The 1,849-nt window shown below is 41.0% G+C and carries 1 protein-coding gene and 1 pseudogene; one reads left to right on the top strand and one right to left on the bottom strand.

Going from position 1 to position 1,849, the window contains the following annotated elements; all coding sequences use genetic code 11:
• Positions 1–316 precede the first annotated feature (316 nt).
• The gene (gene ltrA / locus B4W83_RS06625) at positions 317–1,594 is read left to right on the top strand and encodes a group II intron reverse transcriptase/maturase (RefSeq protein ID WP_083022245.1); all 1,278 of its coding nucleotides are present in this window, start codon (positions 317–319) and stop codon (positions 1,592–1,594) included.
• Between the two features lie 49 nt (positions 1,595–1,643).
• Here the strand turns inward: ltrA and B4W83_RS12770 are convergent.
• Positions 1,644–1,849 (bottom strand): annotated as a pseudogene (locus tag B4W83_RS12770) (hypothetical protein); the annotation flags it as partial.

Here is a 1,849-nt window from a genome sequence, read left to right as displayed (position 1 = left end):
ACAAGGTTGCTTTTTGAAAACAATTGAGTATGAAAGCGTAGTAACAAGGAATCATGAGAAGTCAGCCGAACCCATAGTAGTGAGGAAACTTCTGTAATGGAAGTGGAGCGAAGGGGTGAATACTCAAACAGTCTGGGGAGAGACTGTTTGAGGTCTGTCGCTAGAAAGAGAAAACGACAGATCGAAGTAATCCTACTTTACTTGTGTCTGTAAAACGAGAGGTCTGATAGAACTGGACTCTGTCACGTATTGACTAGATGAAGGTTCACCAATATAAGATATCCCTCAGGCACCAAAACAAGAAAGGAATAGGCACATGTCAAAATTGCTAGATAAGATAGTATCACGCGAAAATATGCTGGAAGCCTACAATCAAGTAAAATCCAATAAAGGCTCAGCTGGGATTGATGGAATGACTATAGAAGAGATGGATAATTATCTCAGACAAAACTGGCGCTTGACTAAGGAACTGATAAAACAGAGAAAATATAAGCCTCAACCAGTTCTTAGAGTTGAGATTCCTAAACCAAACGGAGGCATCCGTCAACTAGGAATTCCGACAGTGATGGATAGGATAATCCAACAAGCCATTGTCCAAGTCATGAGCCCCATTTGTGAATCTCATTTCTCAGATACGAGTTATGGCTTCAGACCAAATAGGTCATGTGAAAAAGCCATCAGGAAGTTCTTAGAGTACTTAAATGACGGCTATGAGTGGATAGTGGATATAGACCTAGAGAAATTTTTCGATAGGGTTCCTCAAGATAGATTGATGTCCTTAGTACATAACATTATCGAAGACGGAGATAGGGAATCCTTGATTCGTAAGTATCTTCATTCAGGTGTTATCATTAATGGTCAACGTCATAAAACGCTAGTTGGCACACCACAGGGAGGAAATGTATCTCCTCTCTTATCCAATGTCATGCTTAATGAATTGGACAAGGAATTAGAAAAGAGGGGACTTCGATTTGTGCGCTACGCAGATGATTGTGTGATGACGGTCGGAAGCGAGGCAGCCGCTAAGCGTGTGATGTATTCAGTCAGTCGTTTTATTGAGAAACGGCTAGGTTTGAAAGTAAATATGACCAAGACTAAGATTACCAGACCAAGAGAGCTGAAATACTTAGGTTTTGGGTTCTGGAAATCATCAGATGGTTGGAAAAGTCGTCCCCATCAAGATAGTGTTCGGAGATTTAAGCTTAAATTGAAGAAACTAACACAGAGGAAATGGAGTATAGACTTAACAAGACGTATTGAGCAACTGAATTTGTCTATTCGAGGATGGATAAACTATTTCTCATTGGGAAATATGAAAAGTATTGTCACCAGCATAGATGAGCGCTTGCGTACTCGCCTACGAGTGATTATCTGGAAGCAATGGAAGAAGAAATCGAGACGACTATGGGGATTGCTTAAGTTAGGAGTTCCTAAATGGATAGCAGATAAGGTATCTGGCTGGGGTGACCATTATCAATTAGTAGCTCAGAAGTCGGTACTTAAACGTGCTATATCAAAACCAGTCCTTGAAAAACGAGGACTGGTTTCGTGTTTGGATTATTACCTTGAACGACATGCGTTAAAAGTTAGTTGAACCGCCGTATGCCGAACGGCACGTACGGTGGTGTGAGAGGGGCTAGAGATTATCCCCTACTCGATTGATACTCTTCGAAAATCTCTTCAAACCACGTCAGCTTCACCTTGCCGTAGGTATGGTTACTGACTTCGTCAGTTTCATCTACAACCTCAAAACTATGTTTTGAGCTGACTTCGTCAGTTTCATCTACAACCTCAAAACTATGTTTTGAGCTGACTTCGTCAGTTTCATATGCAACCTCAAAACAGTGTT

It is taken from the genome of Streptococcus pseudopneumoniae ATCC BAA-960 = CCUG 49455, assembly GCF_002087075.1.
Taxonomy (GTDB): domain Bacteria; phylum Bacillota; class Bacilli; order Lactobacillales; family Streptococcaceae; genus Streptococcus; species Streptococcus pseudopneumoniae.
This window is presented reverse-complemented; position numbering and strand designations above follow the sequence as displayed.

What these genes read in the sequence shown, in the direction of transcription:
- ltrA (WP_083022245.1), top strand. Translation starts at nt 317, where the DNA reads ATGTCAAAATTGCTAGATAAGATAGTATCACGCGAAAATATGCTGGAA.